This window comes from Diaphorobacter ruginosibacter (assembly GCF_014395975.1).
Lineage (GTDB): Bacteria > Pseudomonadota > Gammaproteobacteria > Burkholderiales > Burkholderiaceae_C > Diaphorobacter_A > Diaphorobacter_A ruginosibacter.
In genome coordinates, this window is record NZ_CP060714.1 from 4,560,013 (window position 1) to 4,576,335 (window position 16,323).

The following is a 16,323-nucleotide window of genomic DNA, read 5'->3' on the forward strand; positions in this document are numbered from 1 at the left end:
TCAGATGGCGACCAGCTGCCGCACGCCTTGGGACTGCATCTCGTGGCCGGGTCCGCTGGCGATGACCTCGCCACGTTCCATGACCACGTAGTGGTCGGCCAGCTCCTCGGCGAAATCGTAGTACTGCTCGCACAGCAGGATGGCCATGTCGCCGCGATTGGCGAGCATGCGGATCACGCGGCCGATGTCCTTGATGATGCTGGGCTGGATGCCTTCGGTGGGTTCGTCCAGGATGAGGATTTGCGGCTTCGGAGCGAGTGCGCGCGCGATCGCGAGCTGCTGCTGCTGGCCGCCCGAGAGATCACCCCCGCGTCGGTGCAGCATGGTCTTGAGCACCGGGAACAGCTCGAACAGTTCGCCCGGGATGCGAGCGCCGCCGGGCTTGTAGGCCAGGCCCATGCGCAGGTTGTCCTCCACCGACAGGCGCGAGAAGATCTCGCGGCCCTGCGGCACATAGCCCATGCCGCTGCGCGCGCGGTCGTATGGCGCGCGGCGCGAGATGTCCGCCCCCTGCCATTCGATCCTGCCGCTCCTGATCGGAACGAGGCCCATCAGGCTTTTGAGCAGCGTGGTCTTGCCGACGCCATTGCGGCCCAGAAGCACGGTGATCTTGCCCTTCTCGGCCTTGAGGTTCACGTCGCGCAGGATGTGCGAGCCACCATAGAACTGGTGCAGGTTTTGAATCTTCAGCATCGCGCTTTCCTCCTTACCGTCCCAGATAGACCTCGATCACGCGCTCGTCGGCCTGCACCTGTGCCAGCGTGCCTTCGGCGAGCACCGATCCGTCGCAGAGCACCGTCACCTTCTCGGAGATGGTGTCGATGAACGACATGTCGTGTTCCACCACCATCAGCGAGTGCCTGCCCTTGAGGCTCAGGAACAGTTCGGCCGTGCGCACGGTCTCCTCGTCCGTCATGCCGGCCACGGGCTCGTCGAGCAGCAGCAGCCGGGGCTCCTGCACGAGCAGCATGCCGATCTCGAGCCACTGCTTCTGGCCGTGGCTCAGCAGGCCCGCCTGGCGCGTGACGCTGCCCGCGAGGTGGATGGTGTGCAGTACCTCGGCGATGCGGTCGCGCTGCGCTCCATTGAGCTTGAAGTTCATCGACTGCGCCACGCCCTTGTGGGTCTTGAGCGCAAGCTCCAGGTTCTCGAAGACCGAGAGCTGCTCGAACACGGTGGGCTTCTGGAACTTGCGGCCAATGCCCATGGCGGCAATCTGGGGCTCGTTGTAGCGCAGCAGGTCGATGGTCGATCCGAAATACACGGTGCCCTTGTCGGGACGGGTCTTGCCGGTGATGATGTCCATCATCGTGGTCTTCCCGGCGCCGTTGGGGCCGATGATGCAGCGCAGCTCGCCCGGTGCGATGTCGAGATTCAGGCCATTGATGGCCTTGAAGCCGTCGAAGCTCACATGCACGTCCTCGAGATAGAGGATGCGCCCGTGCGTCACGTCCACCTCGCCGGGCAGCACGGGCCGTGCGGTGCTGGCCACGCGGCCGCCGGATTCGGTCGCTCCTGCCGCATCCTCCAGGGTGTGCCGGTGGCTGATGCGCTCCGCGCCCGCCTCCATGAGATCGGGTGTCATGCGCGTGCTCCCTTGGCGATGATGGACGAGGAGGGCGAGGCAGCCGATGGCCTCCCGGCAGCGGCCATGTTCGCTTCCGCCTTGCCACGGCGCGCCGCGCGGTGTTCGCGCCACTGGCGTGCGAGGCCGACGATGCCGCCGGGCATGAACAGCGTGACCGCGATGAACAGCAGGCCCAGCACGTACAGCCAGTACTCGGGCGCGGCCATGGTCAGCCAGCTCTTGCCGCCGTTGACGGCGAACGCGCCGATGATCGGGCCGATCAGCGAGGCGCGGCCGCCGACGGCCGTCCATACCGCCATCTCGATCGAGTTGCCGACACTCATCTCGCTCGGGTTGATGATGCCCACCTGCGGCACGTAGAGCGCGCCGGCGAGTCCGCACATCATGGCCGAGATCACCCAGATCGTGAGCTTGTACGACAGCGGGTTGTAGCCGCAGAACATGGTGCGCGATTCGGCATCGCGCACGGCCTGCAGCACGCGGCCGAACTTGCTCTGCATGAGCCAGCGCGAGAGCAGGTAGCAGCCCAGCAGGGCGATGCCGGACAGCGCGAACAGCAGCACATGCATCCGTGGCGTGTTCAGCGAGAAGCCCAGGATCGTCTTGAATCCGGTGAAGCCGTTGTTGCCGCCAAAGCCTGTCTCGTTGCGGAAGAACAGCAGCATCGCGGCATAGGTCAGTGCCTGCGTGATGATCGAGAAGTACACACCCTTGATGCGCGAGCGGAACGCAAAGTAGCCGAACAGGCCCGCGAGCAGGCCGGGCACGAGGAACACCAGCAGCACGGTCAGGGCGAAGCTGCCCGAGAGCGACCATTGCCATGGCAGCTCCTTCCAGTCCAGGAACACCATGAAGGGCGGCAGCGCATCGGGGCCCGAGGCCTCGCGCATCAGGTACATGCCCATCACATAGCCGCCAAGGGCGAAGAACAGGCCATGGCCCAGGCTCAGGATGCCGGTGTAGCCCCAGATGAGGTCGATTGCGAGCGCGCAGATCGCATAGCACATGAACTTGCCGAGCAGGCCGATCATGTAGTCCGACAGATGCAGCCAGTGGCCCTCGGGCACCATGAGGTTGAGCGCCGGTGCGATGGCCGCGATGCCGATGAAGGCGACCAGGAACATCGTCCAGCCGCCCTTGCCGAGCAAGGGGGCGGGCCGGGGCAGTTCGAGGGTGGGATGGGTCGTTGCCATGGGTTCAGGCCTCCGCGCTACGGCCCTTCAAGGCGAAGATGCCTTGCGGGCGCTTTTGAATGAAGATCACGATGAAGAGCAGCACGGCGATCTTGGCCAGTACCGCTCCGGTCCAGCCTTCCAGCAGCTTGCCGAGCACGCCGAGGCCGAGCGCTGCATACACCGTGCCCGCGAGCTGGCCGACACCGCCGAGCACCACGACGAGGAACGAATCGACGATGTAGTTCTGGCCGAGGTCCGGACCGACATTGCCGATCTGGCTCAGCGCGCAGCCCGCGAGGCCGGCGATGCCCGAGCCGAGCGCGAACGCGTAGGTGTCGGTGCGTGCGGTGTTCACCCCCACGCAGGAAGCCATCGCACGGTTCTGCGTGACGCCGCGCACGAACAGGCCCAGGCGCGTGCGTGCAATCATGAAGGCGACGCCGCCCAGCACGAGGAAGGCGAAGATCACGATGCAGATCCGGTTCCATGGCAGCGTCAGATTGGGCAGCAGCGCGAGGCCGCCACTCATCCACGAAGGGTTTTCCACCCCCACGTTCTGCGCGCCGAACAGGCTGCGCACGGTCTGCTGCAGCACCAGGCTGATGCCGAAGGTGGCCAGCAGCGTTTCGAGAGGGCGGCCATACAGGAAGCGGATCACGCCGCGCTCGAGCATCGCGCCGACGAGCGCCGATGCGAGGAAGGCCACCGGAATCGCCAGCACCAGGTACCAGCCGAACAGGGCCTCGGGCAGGAAACGCTGGAATGCGACCTGCACCATGTAGGTCGCATAGGCGCCGATCATGATCAGCTCGCCGTGCGCCATGTTGATCACGCCCATCAGCCCGTAGGTGATGGCAAGTCCCAGCGCGGCCAGCAGCAGCACCGAGCCCAGGCTGATGCCGCTGAAGATCTCGCCCAGCCGCTCGCCCCAGGCGAGGTTGTCGGCAATCTCTGCCAGCGCGCGCTGGAGTACCTTCCTGACGGCAGGGTCCTGTTCGTCGGCGAGGCGCTGGTTGAGCAGCAGTTGGGTCTCGGGCGTCCTGTCCCGCGCCAGCACGCCCACGGCCTGCATGCGCTGGTCGCGGACATCGCTGGCGAGCAGGCTCGCCGCCTTGGCGCGTTCGAGCAGCGCCTTCACGCCATCGTCCTGTTCGTTGGCGAGTGCCTTGTCGATGAGTTCGATGCGCGACGCATCGGGCTCCGCCGCGAGCCGGGCTGCCGCCGTGCGGCGCTCGCCCACATCCGGGCCGGAGAGCGCGAGCGCAGCCTGCGCAATGTCGATCACGCCGCGCAGGTAGTTGTTGTTGACGACATCCTCGGCATCGGCGGGCAGCGTGGCGGGGGCGCCGGTCGCGGCATCGACCGCCTTGTCGTCCGTCCCGACGATGTAGGCCTTGCCGCCCGCGGTCTTCACCGCATCGTCGGCCAAGGCCTTGAGAAAGATGCCGAGCCGTGCATCGGGCACTTGCGAGGCCTGCGCCTGCACGGCCTGCGTGATGGCCGCGGCGCGCTGTTCTGCTTCTTCGGCACCTGCCATCCGGAAGGCCTGATCGGCGGTGAGCGCATGGGCGCCGAAGCTGGCGAGCAGGGAAAGGGCTGCCGCCGTCGCCCGCATGCGAGGAATCAATTGAATGCCGAATATGCCTGTCATGATCGTATCCCGGTCCGGATGCGGTGGTCTCTTGCGCCCGGGCCGGCCCGGGCGCCGTGTCTCTCCATCAGAGAGCGGACTTGCCGTCCGGCTCGTCCTTCTTCTTGTCATTGCCTTCGATGAAGGGACTCCATGGCTGGGCCTTCACGGGGCCCTTGGTCTTCCACACCACGTTGAACTGGCCGTCGGCCTTGATTTCGCCCACCATCACCGGCTTGTGCAGGTGGTGGTTCTTCTCGTCCATCTTCACGGTGAAGCCATCGGGAGCCGTGAAGGTCTGCCCGGCCATCGCGGCGATCACCTTGTCCACGTCGGTGCTCTTGGCCTTCTCGACGGCCTGCTTCCACATGTGGATGCCGACCCAGGTGGCTTCCATCGGGTCGTTGGTGAGAGGCTTGTCCTTGTGTCCGGGGATGGCCTTGGCCTTGGCGTAGTCGCTCCACTGCTTGATGAACGCGGTGTTGGTCGGGTTCTTCACGCTCATGAAGTAGTTCCATGCGGCCAGGTGGCCCACGAGCGGCTTGGTGTCCACGCCGCGCAGCTCTTCCTCGCCTACGCTGAATGCCACGACCGGAACGTCCTTGGCCTTCAGGCCGGCGTTGCCGAGCTCCTTGTAGAAGGGCACGTTCGAGTCACCGTTGATCGTAGAGATCACCGCCGTCTTGCCCCCTGTGGAGAACTTCTTGATGTCCGAGACGATGGTCTGGTAGTCGCTGTGGCCGAACGGGGTATAGGTCTCCATGATGTCGGATTCCTTCACGCCCTTGGACTTGAGGAACGCGCGCAGGATCTTGTTGGTGGTGCGCGGGTACACATAGTCCGTGCCCAGCAGCACGAAGCGCTTGGCACCGCCGCCTTCCTTGCTCATCAGGTACTCCACCGCAGGAATGGCCTGCTGGTTGGGGGCGGCGCCCGTGTAGAACACGTTCTTGGACAGTTCCTCGCCCTCGTACTGCACGGGGTAGAACAGCAGGCCGTTGTTCTGCTCGAACACGGGCAGCACCGACTTGCGCGACACGCTGGTCCAGCAGCCAAACACGACGGCCACCTTGTCCTGGGTGATCAGCTGCTTGGCCTTCTCGGCAAACAGCGGCCAGTTGGAGGCCGGATCGACCACCACGGGTTCGAGCTTCTTGCCGAGCACGCCACCCTTGGCATTGATGTCGTCGATGGCCATGAGCACCGTGTCCTTGAGCACGGTCTCCGAAATCGCCATGGTGCCCGAGAGACTGTGCAGCACGCCCACCTTGATGGTGTCCTGCGCATGCACGGTTGCCGAGAGTCCAAGGCCCAGAGCCAGCGAGGCAGCCAGCGTTGTAAGTGTTCCGCGACGGTTCATTGCACCACTCCAGTAAGAGTAAGAATTGACCGGTCCAAGCGACCGTGCAAGGGCCAACGCAATTGCTGTGCCAGTCCATCGGACGCGCTGAAAGGCGGCGCAACGCACGTCGGTTGCCCTCGTTGGGTGCATGGCGTGTCCCGTGGCGGAGCGGTTGTGGTGCGGTTCCCGTCCACAAGGGAATCGAGATGCACCATGGCGGCGCAGCGCGGGGCGGCCGCACCAGATTGCGCACCCCTCGCGGAGCTTTCCGCCCATGGGCCCGCATTTGGTGCCGTGCGTTCACCAAGATGTGGCCTGTTTCTTGCATCGCCATGGGACCCATTCCTTTCAACGGACATCCTCAGGAACGACCGCACCATGGAACTCACGCCACGCGAAAAGGACAAGCTGCTGATCTTCACGGCGGCGCTGCTGGCCGAACGCCGCCGGGCGCGCGGCCTCAAGCTCAATTACCCCGAGGCCGTGGCCTTCATCAGCGCGGCGGTGATGGAGGGGGCGCGCGACGGCAAGACCGTGGCGCAGCTCATGAGCGAGGGCCGCACCATCCTCGCGCGGGGCGATGTGATGGATGGCATCGCCGAGATGATCCCCGACATCCAGGTCGAGGCCACCTTTCCCGACGGCACCAAGCTCGTCACCGTGCACCAACCCATCGTCTGAACCCACACGACACCACGCCCCACCGGACCGGACACAGCCATGCCCATCAAGAAGTCATTCCCCCTCATCGCCGGCGCGCTCGCAGGCGTAGTTGCAGCCACGCCCCTGACAGCCCTTGCCCACGTCGGCACCCACGCGCACGGCCACGGTGTGCTGGACAGCTTCGTGCAGGCCTTTGCCCATCCGTTCACGGGAGCGGATCACCTCGCCGCGATGGTGGCGGTGGGCGTGTGGAGCGCGCTCACCGTGCGCCCCGCATGGCGTGCGCCGCTCGCCTTCGTGGCGCTGCTGGTGGCGGGCTGCCTTGCCGGATTTGCAGGTCTCTCCGTGCCCGGCGTCGAGCCCATGATCGCGGCCTCGGTGCTGGTGCTGGGCCTGCTCGTCGCCACGCAGAAGCGCATGGCCTGGGGTGTTGCCGCCTCGCTCGCGGGCGTGTTCGCCTTCTTCCACGGTGCGGCCCATGGCGCGGAACTGTCGGCCGATACGGCCCTCATGGGGGCTGCGGCGCTGGCCGGCATGGCGCTGGGCTCCGCCACCCTGCACCTGGGCGGCATGGCCCTCGGCAAGGCCGTGCAGCGGCGCCACGCATGGGTGGCACGCGCGGGTGGCGCGGCCACGGCAGTGCTCGGGGTCTTCATGCTGAGCCGCCTTGCCTGAATGGATGCAGGAAGAAAGGAACGCCATGATCCCCGGTGAACTGCTTGTAGACGAAGGCCAACACGAACTCAACGCTGGCCGTGACGTCCTGACGCTGGTCGTGAAAAACGCCAGCGACCGTCCCATCCAGGTCGGCTCCCACTACCACTTCGCGGAAACCAACGCGGGCCTCGATTTCGACCGCGCCGCTGCCCAAGGCAGGCGCCTGAACATCGCGAGCGGCATGGCCGTGCGCTTCGAGCCGGGCCAGCAGCGCACCGTGGAGCTGGTGGACATCGCGGGCGAAAGAACCATCTACGGCTTCAGGGCCCAGGTCATGGGGCGCCTTCCATGACACAGCACGGCAGGACCAGCAGCATGGCACGCATCGACAGACAGGCCTACGCCGAGACCTACGGCCCCACCGTGGGTGATCGCGTGAGGCTGGCCGACACGGCCCTCCTCATCGAAGTCGAGCAGGACTACACCTTGCGGGCCGGAGGCTACGGCGAGGAAGTCAAGTTCGGCGGCGGCAAGACCATCCGCGACGGCATGGCCCAGAGCCAGAGGACGCGTGCGCAGGGCGCGATGGACACCGTCCTCACCAATGCCCTGATCCTGGACCACTGGGGCATCGTCAAGGCCGACATCGGCCTGAAAGCCGGCCGCATCGCGGCCATCGGCAAGGCCGGCAACCCCGACACCCAGCCCGGGGTCGACATCATCATCGGGCCCGGCACGGAGATCATCAGCTGCGAGGGCTGCATCGTCACCGCGGGCGGCATCGACTCGCACATCCACTTCATCGCGCCGCAGCAGATCGAGGAAGCCCTCGCAAGCGGGGTGACCACCATGATCGGCGGCGGCACCGGCCCGGCCACCGGAACCTTCGCGACCACCTGCACGCCCGGCCCTTGGAACATGGAGCGCATGCTGCAGGCAGCGGACGCATTCCCGATGAACATCGGCTTTCTCGGCAAGGGCAACGCCAGCCTGCCGGGTGCGCTGCACGAGCAGATCGACGCGGGCGCGATCGGCCTCAAGCTGCACGAGGACTGGGGCTCGACGCCTGCGGCCATCGACAACTGCCTTGCCGTGGCCGAGGACACCGACACGCAGGTGGCCATCCACACCGACACGCTCAATGAAAGCGGGTTCGTGGAAGACACCGTCGCCGCATTCAAGGGCCGCACCATCCACACCTTCCACACCGAAGGCGCGGGAGGAGGGCATGCGCCGGACATCCTCAAGGTGGTGGGCGAGGCCAACGTGCTGCCCAGCTCCACCAACCCCACGCGCCCCTACACGATCAACACGCTGGACGAGCATGTGGACATGCTGATGGTCTGCCATCACCTCGATCCGTCGATCGCGGAGGACCTCGCTTTCGCAGAAAGCCGCATCCGCAAGGAAACCATCGCGGCCGAGGACATCCTGCACGACCTGGGCGCGATCAGCATGTTCAGCTCCGACAGCCAGGCCATGGGCCGTGTCGGCGAGGTGATCCTGCGCACCTGGCAGACGGCGCACAAGATGAAGCTGCAGCGCGGACCGCTGCCCGGGGATGGCGCGCGCAACGACAACTTCCGCGCGAGGCGCTATGTCGCCAAGTACACGATCAATCCGGCGATCGCGCACGGCGTGAGCCACGAGGTCGGCAGCCTCGAAGTGGGCAAGTGGGCCGACATCGTGATCTGGAAGCCGGCATTCTTTGGCGTGAAACCCTCGGTGATCCTCAAGGGCGGCTTCATCGCGATGGCCGCGATGGGCGACCCGAATGCGTCGATCCCCACGCCGCAGCCCGTGCACTACCGGCCCATGTTCGGCAGCTTTGGCGGCGCCATCGCCAGGACTTCGCTGACCTTCGTCTCGCAGGCCGGACTGGCGGCGGGCATCGGCGAACGCTTCGGCCTGCACAAGCAGCTGTCGGCGGTGAAGGGGATTCGCGGCGTGGGCAAGCGCCACATGGTCCACAACGACTACGCGCCGCACATGGAGGTGGACGCGCAGACCTATGCGGTGCGTGCGGACGGCATGCTGCTGACCTGCGAGCCGGCGGTCAGCCTGCCGATGGCCCAGCGCTATTTTCTGTTTTGAGCTGGAAGGGCTGATCCGGATGTTCCCTGTCCATGCTCCGATACCAGGCGAGCCAGTCGTGCGCCATGATCACGGGCGCGTCCTTCAGCGCTGCGGGCAGCGCCTCGTAGGCGAGCACGCGCATGGGCTGGCTGTCGCCATCGGCGAGCATCACCCGCACGTCGACCAGCCGCTTGGCATATTCGCCAAGGTCTTGCGGCCAGATGCCTTCGATGCGGTCCATGGCCTGCTCCAGCGTGTCGTTCAGCGGATAGACCTCGGCCAGCACGGTATGCGTGCCTGCAAGGCTCAGGCCCGGGTACCAGCCCAGGTCGTGCAGCGTGCCCCTGAGCTCGGTGACACCGGTGCGCCGGATGCCGGCATGCAGCCGCGCGATGTCGTTGACCCCGCCCGCCCGCAGCGTGCCGTAGACGGCCACGTGCGTGGCGCCGCAGGGTTGCCAGGGGGCGTGGCGGGAAGCAGGGTGCGAAGGGGAGGTCCGGCTCATGGCGCTAATGTAATTTCCGAGAGAAGACCTCGCCGCTCGCATGTTGCGTGCCAAGTGTGTCCGGGGTACATGGAGACCGAAAGATGACGATCACCACCACGAACGATGATTCCCAAACACTGATGTTCAGGCTCGGCGCGCTGCTGTCCTATGTGCAGCAGTCGGGCATCCGGCGCATCAGCCTGGAGACGGACACGCCGGACTACTTCGCCCCTGCATGGCGGCTGTACGAACGCAATGGCTTCGCCTGTTGCGAGCCGTTCGGGGACTACCGGCAAGACCCCTACAGCTGCTTCATGACGCGTGCCGTCTGACCCTTTCCCGAATCCTGCATTTCCCATTGCCATGAGCCTTTCTCTCTCCAAGCGCATTTCCGGTGGCAAGGGCCTGGCGCAGCCTCTCCTGCGGCGCGCGGCCACGGTCGAGCTCGACTGGGATGTGCGCCAGAAAAGCCGCTTCGCCGCGATCGACAGCACAGGGCGCGCGCTGGCCGTCTTCCTGCCGCGCGGACAGGCCGTGCGCGGTGGCGACGTGCTGGTGGCCGAGGACGGCTCGCTGGTGCGCGTGATCGCCGCGCCGCAGAAGGTGCTGCACATCACCTGGTGCCGGCAGCACGGCACGGCCTTCGACCTGATGCGCGCCGCGTATCACCTCGGCAACCGGCATGTGCCCATCGAGCTGCAGGCCGATCACCTCAAGATTGAGCCCGACCATGTGCTGGCCGACATGCTGCGCAGCATGCACATGATCGTGACCGATGCCGAGTTGTCGTTCGAGCCTGAAGGCGGCGCCTACGGCGGGCATGTGACGAACGACGGGCACAGCCATCATGGGCATGGCGGGAACGGACATGATCATCCGCATGGGCATGCACATGATCATGGACATGACCATTCGCACGATCGGCGCGCCGGGGCGGATGGCCACGGGGAGTGATCGCATGAGCACCGCAGGCAATGCCCTGTCCGCGCACAGCCTGCTGCAGCTGATGTGGCTGGCATCGCCTGCGCTTCCCATCGGCGGCTTTTCATACTCCGAGGGGCTCGAATCCGCCATCGACGCAGGCTACGTGACGGGCGAGGGCAGTGCGGCGACCTGGCTCGTCGATCAACTGCACGTCGCGCAGTCGCGCAGCGACATGCCGGCGCTCGCGCAGGCGATCCCCGCATGGCGCGCGAACGACCTGGGGCGCGTGCGCGACATCAACACCTGGGTGCTTACCACGCGCGAGAGCAGCGAGCTGCGCCTGCAGAGCGAGCAGATGGGCCAGTCGCTCACCGCCTGGCTGCGCAACCAGCACGCGCGCTCGGCAGAGCGCATGGCGCAGATCGAGGCCCTGGCCGGGCTGTGCGCGCGCACGCCCACCTACCCCGTCGCGTTTGCGCTGGCCGCCGCGTTCACGCAGGCACCGGTGCGCGAGTGCCTGCTGGCCCATGCCTTCGGCTGGGCCGAAAACATGGTGCAGGCAGCGATCAAGGCCGTGCCGCTCGGGCAGAGCGCGGGGCAGCGGATCCTCGCGCGTCTGGCCGACGAGATTCCCCAGGCCGTCGAGGGCGCGCTGGCCCTGGAGGACGGTGCGCGCACGGCGTTCTCGCCGATGCTGGCGATTCTTTCCGCGCGTCACGAGACGCAGTATTCCCGCCTGTTCCGCAGTTGAGGCGGGGGCGTCACAGTGCATCACATGCCCTAGAAACCGGGAGTTCCCCATGACCCAAGCGACAAGCTCCACCCCCCTTCACCACATCCCCCACCGCACCAAGAAGCTGCCACCGTTGCGCGTGGGCATCGGCGGTCCGGTCGGCTCCGGCAAGACCACGATTCTCGAGATGCTCTGCAAGGCCATGCGCGACCGGTGGGACCTGATCGCCATCACGAACGACATCTACACCAAGGAAGACCAGCGCCTGCTCACGATCAGCGGTGCGCTGCCGCCCGAGCGCATCATGGGCGTGGAGACGGGTGGCTGCCCGCACACCGCGATCCGCGAGGATGCGTCGATCAACCTGGAGGCCATCGACCGCATGCTCGGCGAGTTTCCGGATGCCGACATCATCTTCATCGAGTCCGGCGGCGACAACCTGGCCGCCACCTTCAGCCCGGAGCTCAGCGATCTCACGATCTACGTGATCGACGTGGCCGCGGGCGAGAAGATTCCCCGCAAGGGCGGGCCGGGCATCACCAAGAGCGATCTTTTCGTGATCAACAAGACCGACCTGGCGCCGCATGTGGGCGCGAACCTTGACATCATGAAGAGCGACACCGAGCGCATGCGCAGCACCCCCAGGGGCATGAAACCCTTCGTGATGACCAACCTGAAGACGCTCGACGGCCTCGACGATGTCGTTACCTTCATCGAAAAGCAGGGGCTGCTGGCGGCCTGAGCGGTTCGGGTTTTGGCGCGGTCGCGCCGCGCCGGCCGTTCAGTAGAATCGCACCAGTTTCACCCACAGGCGCGGCTACATTGGACAAGACATTCATCAAAGGCCTGGTCCTCCTCGAGGCCATGGCCCGCAACGACAAGGGCTCGGGCGTGAGCGAGCTGGCTGCGCAGCTGCTGCTCAACAAGAGCAACGTGCATCGCCTGCTGCAAGCGCTGGTGCATCAGGGCTTTGCGCGCAAGAACACCGACACCAATCGCTACGAGCTCACCATGAAGCTGTGGGAACTCGGCTCGCGCACGGCCAACAAGCTCGATGTGCGGCTGGAGTCGCTGCCTTTCATGAAGCAGCTGGCCGAGGAGACCCGCGAGACCGTGCACCTGTCGATCCTGGATGGCGCGGAAGTGCTCTATGTCGAGAAGATCGACAGCCCCCAGCCCGTGCGGGCCTACACCACGGTGGGCGGCCGGGCCCCCGCGCAATGCGTCGCCACCGGCAAGGCCATGCTGGCCTGGGCCGATGAGGATGTGCTGGGCGCGGTGAAGAACCGCCTGAAGCCGCACACCGAGAAGTCCATCGTGCGCTTCGGCGACCTGCGCAAGCAGCTCGAGGACATTCGCACCAAGGGATTCGCGGTCAACACCGGCGAATGGCGCGAGCAGGTGGTGGGTGCGGCCGCGCCGATCCGCGATGCCTCGGGCAAGGTGGTGGCGGCGCTCGGCATCTCGGGGCCTGCCGATCGTCTGCCGAAGGAACTGCTCGAGAAGAACGGCGAGCGCATGATCGAGGTGACGGAGATGATTTCCCGGCGGCTGGGCTACAGCCGCATGTGATCGACCTGTGACCGGCACGTGCCCTGCACGGGGCACGGTCTCCGCCCCCTGAGGGGCGACCGCCTACTTCCGGGCCCCTTCCTCCCGGTACGCGCGGATCCGCTCCTTGAGCCCCGGAGCGGATGCCGAAGCCACCAGCGCCGCCATGTCGCCATCGCGCGAGCCGGCATCGCGCGTGAGGTCGCGCAGGAACTGGCGGCTCGCGGACGGCAGCGAGAGGGTGCTGTCCTCCACCTGCCGGGTCAGGGTGGGCCATGCATCCTGTGCTGCGGTGCCCTGGATGAAGCCGATGCTCCTCGCGTGCTCGTCATCGAACGTGGAAGTCGTCTCCAGCAGTGCATAGGCATGGCGCTCTCCCACCAGTGCCGCAAGCCGCCGCGTGCCGAGGGCGAGGCCGAACTTCAGTCCGGGCATGCGGAATCGCGCGCCAGGTGCGCAGTACCGGTGGCGGCAGGCCGCGAACAGGTCCACGCCCGCTCCGAAGTTGTTGCCATGTGCGAGCGCCAGCGTAGCGAAGGGACCGTAGGCGATTTCCTGGAGCAGGGTCTCGATGCGCACGAAGCGCAGCAGCAGGTCGCCCTCGCTCTGGTCCTCGTAGCCCGTGAAATCGAAGCCTGCGCTGAAGCTGGCGCCCGCGCCCTGCAGCACCAGCAGAGGCGGCTGCTCCGCCCTGGCCTGCTGGACGGCAGCGAGCAATGCCTCGATGAGTTCCGCGGAAAGCGCGTTGCGTTTCTCCGGACGGTTGAGCGTGAGCACCCAGTGCGTGGACTGCCTGTCGATCAGCAGCACCGGTGGGGAAGAGGGCGATTCGCTCATGGCGCGGTCACCTTCACCTTGTCTGCACCGAAGACCGCATCGTTGTGCTCGCCCAGCGCGGGCGGATTCATGCGGACGGGCTGTCCCTGTCCGTTGATCTTGATGGGCGAGACGAAGGTCCGGGTGACGTTGTCGCCGGGCAGCGTGATGTCCTGCACCCAGTCCATGTGCTCGACCTGCGGGTCCTTCAGCACCTGCGAGTAGGAGTTGATCGGTGCGCTCGGAACGCCGACCCTTGCGAACTCGGCGAGCCAGTACGCGACCTCCTTCTCGAGGAACTTCACTTCCAGCAGGTCGCGCAGGGCCACCTGGTGCTTCGCGCGCGTGGTGGGCGAGGTGAAGCGGTCGTCCTCCAGCAACTCCGGCATGCCGACCACCTCGGTCACCGATCGCCACAGCGCGTTGTTGCCGGCAGCCATTGCGAAGTAGCCATCCTTGCAGCGGAAGGCCTGATACGGTGCATTGCGCGGATGGGCCGAGCCGAGCTTGCCGGGGTCGCGGCCGCTGCCGAAGTATTCGGACGTTTGCAGCGCGGCGATGGCGAGCGAGGTGCCGAGCATGGGCACGTCGATGTGCGCGCCCTCGCCGGTCTGCTGCACATGGCGCAGCGACGCGGCCACGGAGTACGCCGCATACAGGCCGGCCGCGAAGTCGCTCAACGGCACGCCGCACTTCACGGGCGCGCCGCCGTCCTCGCCGGTCACGCTCATGATGCCGCTCATCGCCTGGATCGTGAGGTCGAAGCCGCCTTCGCTGGCGCGCGGGCCGCTCTGCCCGTAGGCGGAGATCGAGCAGTACAGCAGGCGCGGATTCACGGCCTTGAGCGATGCATAGTCGAGGCCCAGGCGCTGCATCACGCCCGGGCGGTTGTTCTCGATGAGCACGTCGGCGGTGCGTACCAGCTCGCGCAGTCGGGCGATGTCATCGGGCGATTTCAGGTCGAGCGTGACCGAGCGCTTGTTGCGGTTCAGCGATGCGAAGTTCTCGCTGAAGCCGTCGGTGATGGGCGGCCAGGTGCGCAGCGTGTCGCCCCCCGTGGGGTTTTCCACCTTGATGAGGTCCGCGCCCATGTCGGCCAGGAGCAGCCCGCAGAACGGGCCGGCGGCGACGTTGCACAGTTCGAGGACGCGAACGCCCTGCAGGGGAAGAAGTGTGGTGCTGGTCACGGACATGGGGGTGGATCTCCTCGGATCGATGGCGTCGGGTCTGTGTGTTCATCATGGAGTGTTTAATTCCAAAATATGGAACACTGTTTCTTAAATTGCAATGCAGCAAATTCTATGCAAAGGCGCACGCCGGTCAAGCAGGTTGGCGATCGAAAAGTGCCATGTCGCGTCTCCATCCTGCGTGTCAGGCGGCGGGGAAGGCGTTTTTCCGGCCACCTCGGGCGATTCCAGCCCCCATGATCCCATTCCCCCGTTATCCGTTTTGCGTATTTGCATGCTCGCAATCCGCATTGACACTTTTTTTTCATTGCCCGTATAGTGATCGCTCCGATCGCCGCGGAGGCATTGGAGTCGGGGAATCGCTGCAGCCCGGAGGCCGAAGGAGACTTCGGCCCATTTTTCGATTCATATGAAGAACGGCATTCCAAATATTGGAAATTGTCACTGTCAACGATGAAAAGGATGAAGGCATGAAGAGGTGGAAACTGGAGACAAGGCGCGGGGCGCTGGCGTGGGGCATGGCGGGAGGATGGCTGGCCGCAGTTGCGCTGGCGATGCTGCCGGCCGTCGGCCAGGCCGCCGACGGAGCGGGCTACCCCGCCAAGGAGATCGTCTTTGTCGTGCCCTACCCGCCGGGCGGCAACAGCGACAACCTGGCCCGCATCTATGCGGACCGCCTGCGCACCAAGCTGGGTGGCACCATCGTCATCGAGAACAAACCCGGCGGCACCACATCGCTCGGTACGGGCGTGGTGGCGCGCGCCAAGCCCGATGGCTACACGCTGCTGCTGGCCACCAGCACCGCGTTCACGGTGCTGCCGCACCTGCGCAATGACCTGCCCTACGACCCGGTGAAGAGCTTCACCTTTGTAGGCAGCCTGGCCGGCTACCTGCCCGTCCTGGCCGTGCGCAACGAGGTGCCGGTCCACACCTTGCAGGAGTTCGTCGACTATGCGCGCAAGCATCCCGGCAAGCTCAGCTGGGGATCCGCGGGCGTGGCCTCGGGAGGGCACCTGGCCGGCGAGATCCTGAAGAAGGATGCCCGGCTCGACATGCTGCACGTGCCGTTCAAGGGGTCTGCGGATTCGCTGACCGCGATGCTGGGCGGCCATACGGACTTCCTGATCGACGGCGTGGGGCTCGAGGCCGTCAAGAGCGGCCGTGCGCGCGGCATCGTCACCTTTGCGAGCGAGCGCAACCCCGAGCTGCCGAACCTCCCCACGCCCAAGGAGTCGGGCTTTGACGTGACGCTGCCGTTCGAGGGTTTCTGGGGCGTGGCCGTGCCCGCCGGCACGCCGCAGGCCATCGTGGACAGGCTCGCCAAGGCCACGCAGGAAATACTGCAGGAGCCCGACACCCGCAAGCGCTTTGGCAACATCAGCCTGTCGGCCAGCTGGAAGACCGGCCCCGAATACGCCAAGGACATCGAATCCAGCCGCGCCTACTACGGCGACCTGCTCAAGACGGTGAACCTCAGCCAATGAAGAAAGAGAC

Annotated in this window: 18 protein-coding genes; 10 read left to right on the forward strand and 8 right to left on the reverse strand. The window is 66.0% G+C overall.

The features are described from left to right. From urtE to urtA, 5 genes are all read right to left on the reverse strand, one after another. Nucleotides 1-693 (reverse strand): urea ABC transporter ATP-binding subunit UrtE, encoded by a 693-nt coding sequence (gene urtE / locus H9K76_RS20590; protein ID WP_187597132.1) that lies wholly within the window; start codon nt 691-693, stop codon nt 1-3. Between the two features lie 13 nt (nt 694-706). Beyond that, nucleotides 707-1,585, reverse strand: coding sequence for an urea ABC transporter ATP-binding protein UrtD (urtD, locus tag H9K76_RS20595; protein ID WP_187597133.1), 879 nt, complete (start codon nt 1,583-1,585; stop codon nt 707-709). Further along, a complete protein-coding gene (gene urtC, locus H9K76_RS20600) occupies nt 1,582-2,781 on the reverse strand; it encodes an urea ABC transporter permease subunit UrtC (RefSeq protein WP_187597134.1) in 1,200 nt (399 codons plus the stop codon). The genes urtD and urtC overlap by 4 nt, the downstream gene beginning before the upstream one ends. 4 nt (nt 2,782-2,785) lie before the next feature. Then, on the reverse strand, nt 2,786-4,378 hold the full coding sequence (gene urtB / locus H9K76_RS20605; RefSeq protein WP_187600769.1) for an urea ABC transporter permease subunit UrtB: 1,593 nt from the start codon (nt 4,376-4,378) through the stop codon (nt 2,786-2,788). A 103-nt stretch (nt 4,379-4,481) separates the two neighbouring features. After that, on the reverse strand, nt 4,482-5,753 hold the full coding sequence (gene urtA, locus H9K76_RS20610) for an urea ABC transporter substrate-binding protein (protein WP_187597135.1): 1,272 nt from the start codon (nt 5,751-5,753) through the stop codon (nt 4,482-4,484). Between the two features lie 360 nt (nt 5,754-6,113). Here urtA and H9K76_RS20615 point away from each other — a divergent pair, with 360 nt between their 5' ends. The 4 genes from H9K76_RS20615 to ureC are packed head-to-tail and all read left to right on the forward strand — an operon-like array spanning nt 6,114 to nt 9,149. Further along, the gene (locus H9K76_RS20615) at nt 6,114-6,416 is read left to right on the forward strand and encodes an urease subunit gamma (RefSeq protein WP_187597136.1); all 303 of its coding nucleotides are present in this window, start codon (nt 6,114-6,116) and stop codon (nt 6,414-6,416) included. A gap of 39 nt (nt 6,417-6,455) precedes the next feature. Then, nucleotides 6,456-7,073, forward strand: coding sequence for a HupE/UreJ family protein (locus tag H9K76_RS20620; protein ID WP_187597137.1), 618 nt, complete (start codon nt 6,456-6,458; stop codon nt 7,071-7,073). A gap of 25 nt (nt 7,074-7,098) precedes the next feature. Beyond that, the gene (locus H9K76_RS20625) at nt 7,099-7,407 is read left to right on the forward strand and encodes an urease subunit beta (RefSeq protein ID WP_187597138.1); all 309 of its coding nucleotides are present in this window, start codon (nt 7,099-7,101) and stop codon (nt 7,405-7,407) included. A 23-nt stretch (nt 7,408-7,430) separates the two neighbouring features. After that, complete coding sequence (gene ureC, locus H9K76_RS20630) at nt 7,431-9,149, forward strand: urease subunit alpha (RefSeq protein ID WP_187597139.1); 1,719 nt, start codon at nt 7,431-7,433, stop codon at nt 9,147-9,149. Here the strand turns inward: ureC and H9K76_RS20635 are convergent. After that, complete coding sequence (locus H9K76_RS20635) at nt 9,112-9,636, reverse strand: gamma-glutamylcyclotransferase family protein (RefSeq protein WP_187597140.1); 525 nt, start codon at nt 9,634-9,636, stop codon at nt 9,112-9,114. The genes ureC and H9K76_RS20635 overlap by 38 nt on opposite strands. Nucleotides 9,637-9,719: 83 nt before the next feature. On the opposite strand from H9K76_RS20635, the gene H9K76_RS20640 reads away from it, so the two are divergent. From H9K76_RS20640 to H9K76_RS20660, 5 genes are all read left to right on the forward strand, one after another. Then, the gene (locus H9K76_RS20640) at nt 9,720-9,950 is read left to right on the forward strand and encodes an N-acetyltransferase (RefSeq protein WP_187597141.1); all 231 of its coding nucleotides are present in this window, start codon (nt 9,720-9,722) and stop codon (nt 9,948-9,950) included. Nucleotides 9,951-9,981: 31 nt separating this feature from the next. Continuing rightward, a complete protein-coding gene (gene ureE, locus H9K76_RS20645) occupies nt 9,982-10,572 on the forward strand; it encodes an urease accessory protein UreE (RefSeq protein WP_187597142.1) in 591 nt (196 codons plus the stop codon). Between the two features lie 4 nt (nt 10,573-10,576). Continuing rightward, complete coding sequence (locus tag H9K76_RS20650) at nt 10,577-11,293, forward strand: urease accessory protein UreF (protein ID WP_187600770.1); 717 nt, start codon at nt 10,577-10,579, stop codon at nt 11,291-11,293. A gap of 49 nt (nt 11,294-11,342) precedes the next feature. Next, the gene (ureG, locus tag H9K76_RS20655) at nt 11,343-12,017 is read left to right on the forward strand and encodes an urease accessory protein UreG (protein WP_187597143.1); all 675 of its coding nucleotides are present in this window, start codon (nt 11,343-11,345) and stop codon (nt 12,015-12,017) included. 80 nt (nt 12,018-12,097) lie between these two features. Further along, nucleotides 12,098-12,847 (forward strand): IclR family transcriptional regulator, encoded by a 750-nt coding sequence (locus H9K76_RS20660; RefSeq protein WP_187597144.1) that lies wholly within the window; start codon nt 12,098-12,100, stop codon nt 12,845-12,847. Nucleotides 12,848-12,910: 63 nt separating this feature from the next. Here the strand turns inward: H9K76_RS20660 and H9K76_RS20665 are convergent, their stop codons facing one another. Continuing rightward, nucleotides 12,911-13,663, reverse strand: a complete 753-nt coding sequence (locus H9K76_RS20665) for an enoyl-CoA hydratase/isomerase family protein (protein ID WP_187597145.1) — start codon at nt 13,661-13,663, stop codon at nt 12,911-12,913. After that, nucleotides 13,660-14,835 (reverse strand): CaiB/BaiF CoA transferase family protein, encoded by a 1,176-nt coding sequence (locus H9K76_RS20670; protein WP_187597146.1) that lies wholly within the window; start codon nt 14,833-14,835, stop codon nt 13,660-13,662. The genes H9K76_RS20665 and H9K76_RS20670 overlap by 4 nt, the downstream gene beginning before the upstream one ends. A gap of 464 nt (nt 14,836-15,299) precedes the next feature. Here H9K76_RS20670 and H9K76_RS20675 point away from each other — a divergent pair, with 464 nt between their 5' ends. Continuing rightward, nucleotides 15,300-16,313 (forward strand): Bug family tripartite tricarboxylate transporter substrate binding protein, encoded by a 1,014-nt coding sequence (locus tag H9K76_RS20675; protein WP_187597147.1) that lies wholly within the window; start codon nt 15,300-15,302, stop codon nt 16,311-16,313. Nucleotides 16,314-16,323 lie beyond the last annotated feature (10 nt).

Coding starts and splice junctions, on each gene's coding strand:
- urtE (WP_187597132.1), bottom strand. CDS start 693: ATGCTGAAGATTCAAAACCTGCACCAGTTCTATGGTGGCTCGCACATC.
- urtD (WP_187597133.1), bottom strand. CDS start 1,585: ATGACACCCGATCTCATGGAGGCGGGCGCGGAGCGCATCAGCCACCGG.
- urtC (WP_187597134.1), bottom strand. CDS start 2,781: ATGGCAACGACCCATCCCACCCTCGAACTGCCCCGGCCCGCCCCCTTG.
- urtB (WP_187600769.1), bottom strand. CDS start 4,378: ATGCGGGCGACGGCGGCAGCCCTTTCCCTGCTCGCCAGCTTCGGCGCC.
- urtA (WP_187597135.1), bottom strand. CDS start 5,753: ATGAACCGTCGCGGAACACTTACAACGCTGGCTGCCTCGCTGGCTCTG.
- H9K76_RS20615 (WP_187597136.1), top strand. CDS start 6,114: ATGGAACTCACGCCACGCGAAAAGGACAAGCTGCTGATCTTCACGGCG.
- H9K76_RS20620 (WP_187597137.1), top strand. CDS start 6,456: ATGCCCATCAAGAAGTCATTCCCCCTCATCGCCGGCGCGCTCGCAGGC.
- H9K76_RS20625 (WP_187597138.1), top strand. CDS start 7,099: ATGATCCCCGGTGAACTGCTTGTAGACGAAGGCCAACACGAACTCAAC.
- ureC (WP_187597139.1), top strand. CDS start 7,431: ATGGCACGCATCGACAGACAGGCCTACGCCGAGACCTACGGCCCCACC.
- H9K76_RS20635 (WP_187597140.1), bottom strand. CDS start 9,636: ATGAGCCGGACCTCCCCTTCGCACCCTGCTTCCCGCCACGCCCCCTGG.
- H9K76_RS20640 (WP_187597141.1), top strand. CDS start 9,720: ATGACGATCACCACCACGAACGATGATTCCCAAACACTGATGTTCAGG.
- ureE (WP_187597142.1), top strand. CDS start 9,982: ATGAGCCTTTCTCTCTCCAAGCGCATTTCCGGTGGCAAGGGCCTGGCG.
- H9K76_RS20650 (WP_187600770.1), top strand. CDS start 10,577: ATGAGCACCGCAGGCAATGCCCTGTCCGCGCACAGCCTGCTGCAGCTG.
- ureG (WP_187597143.1), top strand. CDS start 11,343: ATGACCCAAGCGACAAGCTCCACCCCCCTTCACCACATCCCCCACCGC.
- H9K76_RS20665 (WP_187597145.1), bottom strand. CDS start 13,663: ATGAGCGAATCGCCCTCTTCCCCACCGGTGCTGCTGATCGACAGGCAG.
- H9K76_RS20670 (WP_187597146.1), bottom strand. CDS start 14,835: ATGTCCGTGACCAGCACCACACTTCTTCCCCTGCAGGGCGTTCGCGTC.
- H9K76_RS20675 (WP_187597147.1), top strand. CDS start 15,300: ATGAAGAGGTGGAAACTGGAGACAAGGCGCGGGGCGCTGGCGTGGGGC.